A 6,011-nucleotide genomic window follows, 5' to 3' on the forward strand; every position below is an offset into this window, starting at 1 on the left:
TCGTCAATTCCTTTTCGACGAACAATGTTTTAAAAATGTTAACAAAAAGGCGCCGCAAGGCGTCTTTTTTGTATTTAAGTTTATGATTTTTATAATTTTATTTTCTGGCGTAACGATTGTTACGCAACTGGTCCTACTCAGTGATCCCCCCAGTTCCTACTCTAGTCCTCAGTGAATCGCATCCAGGTCACCAGACGTTATTTACCTGCGTCGGTTCACCGGGAGGGGAAGCTCGGGGAAACGGCCAGTATGGCGTCACTCGTTGCGATTCGCACTGAATTCATAATAACGAACGTAAACCTGCTTGAACCGAACATTGGATTGAACACTCCGGGGTGGCGGTAGGTACCGTCACCAACAGGACACAGCAAAAGGAAGACAGCTATGCCACGTATGACTCCTAGTGAAGCTCTGGTTGAAACTCTGGCGGCCAACGGTGTAACCGATGCCTTTGGCATCATGGGCTCGGCCTTCATGGATGCCATGGATATTTTCGCACCGGCCGGTATTCGACTGATCCCAACGGTTCACGAGCAGGGTGCGGGCCACATGGCCGACGGCTATTCTCGCGTCAGTGGTCGCCATGGGGTTTGTATCGCCCAGAACGGCCCCGGTATCACCAACTTCGTGACCGCCATTGCCGCCGCTTACTGGGCGCACAGCCCGGTAGTGTGTATTACCCCCGAAACCGGCTCCATGAGCCAGGGTCTGGGCGGTTTTCAGGAAGCCCAACAGCTGCCGTTCTTTGAAACCATCACCAAGTACCAGGGGCACGTGGCCAACCCGGCCCGTATGGCCGAGATCACCGCCCGCTGTTTCGACCGCGCCATGCTGGAAAATGGCCCGACTCAGCTGAATATTCCGCGTGACTTCTTCTACGGCGACATCAACGTCGAGATTCCCCAGCCCATCCGCATCGAACGCGGTGCCGGTGGCGAGCAGAGCCTGCAGGAAGCGGCCGAGTTGCTGGCCAACGCCAAGAACCCGGTGATCATCTCCGGTGGTGGTGTGGTGATGTCCGACGCGGTCGAAGAGTGTAAGGCGCTGGCCGAATTCCTGGGTGCGCCGGTGGTGAACAGCTACCTGCACAACGACTCCTTCCCCGCCAGCCACCCGCTGTGGTGTGGTCCTCTGGGTTACCAGGGCTCCAAGGCCGGCATGAAGCTGATTTCCCGTGCCGACGTGGTGCTGGCGCTGGGTACCCGCCTCGGTCCCTTCGGCACCCTGCCACAGCACGGCATGGATTACTGGCCGAAAGACGCCAAGATCATCCAGGTTGACTGCGATGCCAAGATGCTGGGTCTGGTGAAGAAAATTTCCGTCGGTGTCTGTGGCGATGCCAAGGCCGCTGCCGTGTCCATGCTGAAGCGTCTGGAAGAGCAGAACGTGTACTGCCTGGAAACCAAGGGCGCCCGCGCCACCGAAATTGCCGCCGAAAAAGCGGCCTGGGAACAGGAACTGGACGAGTGGATTCACGAGAAGGATGACTACTCGCTGGACATGATTGCCGAGCAGGCCGAAGAAGAAGGCAACTACCTGCACCCGCGTCAGGTACTGCGTGAGCTGGAAAAAGCCATGCCGGAAGATGCCATGGTGTCCACCGATATCGGTAACATCAACTCGGTGTCCAACAGCTATCTGCGCTTTGAAAAGCCCCGCTCTTTCTTCGCCGCCATGAGCTTCGGCAACTGTGGTTACGCCCTGCCGACCATTATCGGTGCCAAGGTGGCCGCGCCCGAGCGTACCGCCATTTCCTACGCCGGTGACGGTGCCTGGGGCATGTCGATGATGGAAATCATGACTTGTGTGCGTGAGCAGATTCCGGTGACTTCCATCGTGTTCCACAACCGTCAGTGGGGCGCCGAGAAGAAGAACCAGGTCGACTTCTACAACCGTCGTTTCGTGGCCGGCGATCTGGAAAACCCGAGCTTCGCCGAAATCGCCCGTGGCATGGGAGCCGAAGGGGTCACCATTGACCGTCTGGAAGACGTAGGCCCGGCCCTGAAAGCCGCCTGTGCTGCCCAGAAGGAAGGCAAGACCACCGTTATCGAAATCCTGTGTACCCGCGAGCTGGGCGACCCCTTCCGTCGTGACGCCCTGTCCAAGCCGGTACGTCACCTGGAGAAGTACAAAGACTTCTGCTGATAGTCGAGTCTGCCCGCATTGGCGGGCAGACTTCATTCATCAATGAGGTCATGCACCAGGGTTGGCCGCGCCGGCCCTGTTACGCTCATTCGCTTGTGGCGTCATCGACGCGAGAACAGGCGGTCACGGGAGCCAACCCGATGCCATTGTTGCAGTGGCGTGCGGTTGTTTTCTGTCAGTCAGGAAGGAATGGAATCATGCTCAGTACCACGCCCAAGGAATGTCCGGCCCGGTTGCTGGCCCAGGCCCGTCAGCATCCCCGGGTCACCACCGTAGTGATTAATCCGATCAACGAGGTTTCGCTGGCCAGCGCCCGCATGGCCAGCGAGCAGGGGTTGATCGAGCCGATACTGGTGGGCGATATCGACACCATGCGCCGTCAGGCCGAGATCATTGACTGGTCGCTTGACCAGGTTCGTCTGGTGCAGGCCGCCGACGAAACCGAAGCGGCCCGGCTGGGCGTGGCGCTGGTCAGCCAGAATGAGGCGCATTCCATCATGAAGGGACACGTGCATACCGACATTCTGCTGCGGGCCGTGCTCAACAAGGCGGCGGGATTGCGTACCGACAGCCGGCTGAGTCATGTGTTCTACATGACGGTGCCCGGCAGCGACAAGGCGCTGTGCATTACCGATGCGGTGATCAACGTACAGCCCTCGGTACTCGACAAGCTGCATATCGCCCGCAACGCCATCGGCTTCATGCATGCCTTGGGCAAGGATGAGCCCAGGGTGGCGCTGCTGTCGGGCACCGAAGAAGTGAGCAAGAGCATGCCGTCCAGTCAGGACGCGGCCGAACTGGTCAAGCTGGCGGCCATGGGCGCACTGCCCGGCGCCGTGGTAGAGGGCCCGCTGGCCTTCGACAATGCGGTGTCGCCGGAAGCCGCCGCCATCAAGGGCATAACGGGCAAGGTGCCCGGCCAGGTGGATATTCTGCTGGTGCCCAACCTGGAGTCGGGCAACTTCCTGTTCAAGCAGATGGTGTATTTCATGGGCGCCACCGCCGCCGGTCTGGTGCTGGGTGCCCGGGTGCCGATTATTCTGACCTCGCGGGCCGATCCGCCCGAGGCCCGGTTGGCGTCCTGCGCCCTGGCATCGCTTTATTGTGCTCATCAGCTGTCGCCTGCGCTGGTGCAGGCATCCTGAATTCGTTTTTTAGCGTAAGGAGTCGTTTATGTCGCTCAGTCGTTATGGTTTTATTGTAAAAGGGGCGGATCTGGAGCTGTTCAAGCACCATAGCCGCATCAAGAGTGAGCTGTTCGATATCGCCGTGTCCGGCGTGCGCACCCTGGAAGAGGCGGTGATGGCGGCACAGGAAATGCTGACCCGGCGTATCGAGGTGATCGAGTTGTGTGGTGGTTTCAGCGCCGAAGAAGAAGCGCACATTCGTGAGGCGATCAACGATCATATACCGCTGGGGCGGGCGCAATACCGCAGTGAAGATCAGGCGCGGGTCGACTGGCCCTGAGCTGGCGGGCGGATCCGCCGTTATGTTGTTCTTACTCTTTACCGCCGGCTGCTGCCGGCGGTTTTTTTATTCGCGACTTCCCCCTTTCCCTTGCCGTTAATAGCCACCCCGGCCACTGGCCTTCATGCCGGTTTTTCTCGTATTTGATCCTTGCCGAGCGGATAGCGCAGTGGGATTCGTTGCCGACACACATCACAATCGACACAATTTGTTAACAAAATATTTTGTATTTTTGTCGAACCTGAAATATTGTTAACGATATATTGTATTTTTTGTGAGCGATAAAAATGGAAGAAACGCTTGAACTCAAGCAGTACCCGATGCGAGCACGGCACGCAGTTCCGTCCATTGTCTGGTATCGGAGCGATTATTTTATTCATTTAGGGAGCGTCATTCATGGATGATAACAACCTGGACATCAAGCACATCGATCCTTCGCTGTACAACGAGGATCTGGCCCCGATCAAGCATAAAGACAGATCCTGGGGCTGGTTCGAGATCTTCAACGTCTGGTCAAACGATATTCAAAGCCTGTTCGGCTATACCCTGGCGGCCTCGCTGTTTTTGTCTTACGGCCTGAACGGCTGGGCGGTGATGGCGGCCATTATTCTGGCCGGTTGCATCGTGATGGTACTGGTCAACCTGACCGGCAAGCCCAGCGTAAAATACGGTATTCCCTTTCCGGTGATGATTCGGGCCAGCATGGGGGTGCGTGGCGCCAACTTCCCGGCCCTGTTGCGGGCCATCATCGGTATCTTCTGGTACGGGGTGCAGACCTACTTCGCCTCGACCGCCGTGACCCTGATGCTGACCGCCCTGTTTGGGCCGGGCAGCGGCGAGACCTATCTCGGCATGTCCGGCACCGCCTGGCTGGCCTTCGTGATTGTATGGGTATTCCAGATTGCCCTGTTCTGGCAGGGTATCGACAAGATCACGGTGTTCCTCAACTGGGCCGGTCCGCTGGTGTATGTGGTGATGCTGGTGCTGATGACCATCGTCTGGTTTGAAGCCGGCGATCAATTGCTGCCGGCAGTCGGCACCATCTTCAGTGGTGGTGGTGACTACGAAGGAGGTGATATCGCCGCCTTTGCCGCCATTGTCGGGACCATGGTGGCCTATTTTGCCGCCGTGGTGATCAACTTCGGTGACTTCACCCGCTTCGTACGTAGTGAGCGGCAAATGAAGATCGGCAACCTGTTGGGTCTGCCCCTGAACGCGGCCTTCTTTTCCTTTATCGCGTTGATCATTACCGCCGGTACCCTGGTGCTGTTTGGTGATGCGCTGACCAATCCGGCCGATATCGTCGAGCGGGTCGACTCGCTGCCGCTGACCATTATCGCGGCGCTGACTTTCTTTGCGGCGACCGTGGGTATCAACCTGGTCGCGAACTTCATTCCGCCGGCCTACGATCTGGCCAACCTGTTCCCCCGGGTGATCAGCTTCCGCATCGGTGGCCTGATCACCGCCACCGTGGCCTTCTTCGTCGGTGGCCTCTGGGTGTCGGTGATCAGCCAGATTGGTATTCCCGGCTTCGTTAATGCCCTGGGCGCGGTGGTAGCGCCGTTCTACGGCATCATAGTGGTCGATTACTATCTGATTAAACGCCAGGAACTGAGTATGGAGCAGCTGTTCTCATCCGATCCGAAAGGGGCCTACTACTACAACAAAGGCTGGAATGGCCGGGCACTGGCGGCGTTTGCCATGGCGGCGGTATTTTCCATCTCGACGGTACTGGTGCCGGCATTGAGTAACCTCAACGGCTACGGCTGGCTGCTGGGTGCCGGACTGGGTGGGCTTTTCTATTACCTGCTGATGTTCCGGCATGCTGCTGCCAAACCGGTGTCTGTCGGTCAGGCCGGGCATTAATGCCGGCCTCGTTGCCAAAAACGCCGGCAACAGGAGCCGGAACAGGAGCAAGGTGCAGTAAGTAATGCTGCATAACGGGTGTGGTTCTGTCGTCACTCCTGCGTGTCTTCTCTTGTCATTCCCGCGAAGGCGCTGAGGGCTCCCCAGTTTTTATAGGTCATGCCGAAACACCCCGCGAGAGCAAGTAAAGCCGGCTCAACCGTGCCAAGGCTCGCTCCAGTAGCGAGCCCGTTACTCGACGGGGCTCATGAAACAACATTTGCTTGCCCAGGGTCAGAAAGGACAGTACCCGGCGTTTCACCGTATTCGCCTGGAAGCGCCGATGCCACCCCTGCTGCTCACTCTCGAACCCCACTAACCACAGCATTAGCGTGGCAACTTGCGCAATCAGGCATAACACCGCAATCCGTTTTTCACCGAGGGTTTTGCTGTTGCTCCAGCCAAAACCGTATCGCTGACTTTTGTCATCACGGAAGTTCTGCTCAATTTGCATGCGGGTTTGGTAGATGGACACCACTTCCTTGGCGTTCAGG

General features: G+C 57.8%; 4 protein-coding genes and 1 pseudogene. 4 read left to right on the forward strand and 1 reads right to left on the reverse strand.

Annotated features, from left to right (window positions below):
• The first annotated feature begins 384 nt into the window (after positions 1 to 384).
• The 4 genes from xsc (at position 385) to ABD827_RS06915 (ending at position 5,478) form a co-directional block, all read left to right on the forward strand.
• Positions 385 to 2,145: a sulfoacetaldehyde acetyltransferase gene (gene xsc, locus ABD827_RS06900; RefSeq protein ID WP_344963570.1), complete on the forward strand. Its 1,761-nt coding sequence runs from the start codon at positions 385 to 387 to the stop codon at positions 2,143 to 2,145.
• A gap of 197 nt (positions 2,146 to 2,342) precedes the next feature.
• Positions 2,343 to 3,290 (forward strand): bifunctional enoyl-CoA hydratase/phosphate acetyltransferase, encoded by a 948-nt coding sequence (locus ABD827_RS06905; RefSeq protein WP_344963572.1) that lies wholly within the window; start codon positions 2,343 to 2,345, stop codon positions 3,288 to 3,290.
• 28 nt (positions 3,291 to 3,318) lie between these two features.
• The gene (locus ABD827_RS06910; protein WP_344963574.1) at positions 3,319 to 3,612 is read left to right on the forward strand and encodes a DUF6506 family protein; all 294 of its coding nucleotides are present in this window, start codon (positions 3,319 to 3,321) and stop codon (positions 3,610 to 3,612) included.
• A gap of 396 nt (positions 3,613 to 4,008) precedes the next feature.
• A complete protein-coding gene (locus tag ABD827_RS06915; RefSeq protein ID WP_344963576.1) occupies positions 4,009 to 5,478 on the forward strand; it encodes an NCS1 family nucleobase:cation symporter-1 in 1,470 nt (489 codons plus the stop codon).
• Positions 5,479 to 5,635: 157 nt separating this feature from the next.
• On the opposite strand, the pseudogene ABD827_RS06920 reads toward ABD827_RS06915, so the two are convergent.
• Positions 5,636 to 6,011, reverse strand: a pseudogene (locus ABD827_RS06920) (IS4 family transposase); the annotation flags it as partial.

It is taken from the genome of Oceanisphaera sediminis, assembly GCF_039539745.1.
Classification (GTDB): domain Bacteria; phylum Pseudomonadota; class Gammaproteobacteria; order Enterobacterales; family Aeromonadaceae; genus Oceanimonas; species Oceanimonas sediminis.

Coding starts and splice junctions, on each gene's coding strand:
- xsc (WP_344963570.1), top strand. CDS start 385: ATGCCACGTATGACTCCTAGTGAAGCTCTGGTTGAAACTCTGGCGGCC.
- ABD827_RS06910 (WP_344963574.1), top strand. CDS start 3,319: ATGTCGCTCAGTCGTTATGGTTTTATTGTAAAAGGGGCGGATCTGGAG.
- ABD827_RS06905 (WP_344963572.1), top strand. CDS start 2,343: ATGCTCAGTACCACGCCCAAGGAATGTCCGGCCCGGTTGCTGGCCCAG.
- ABD827_RS06915 (WP_344963576.1), top strand. CDS start 4,009: ATGGATGATAACAACCTGGACATCAAGCACATCGATCCTTCGCTGTAC.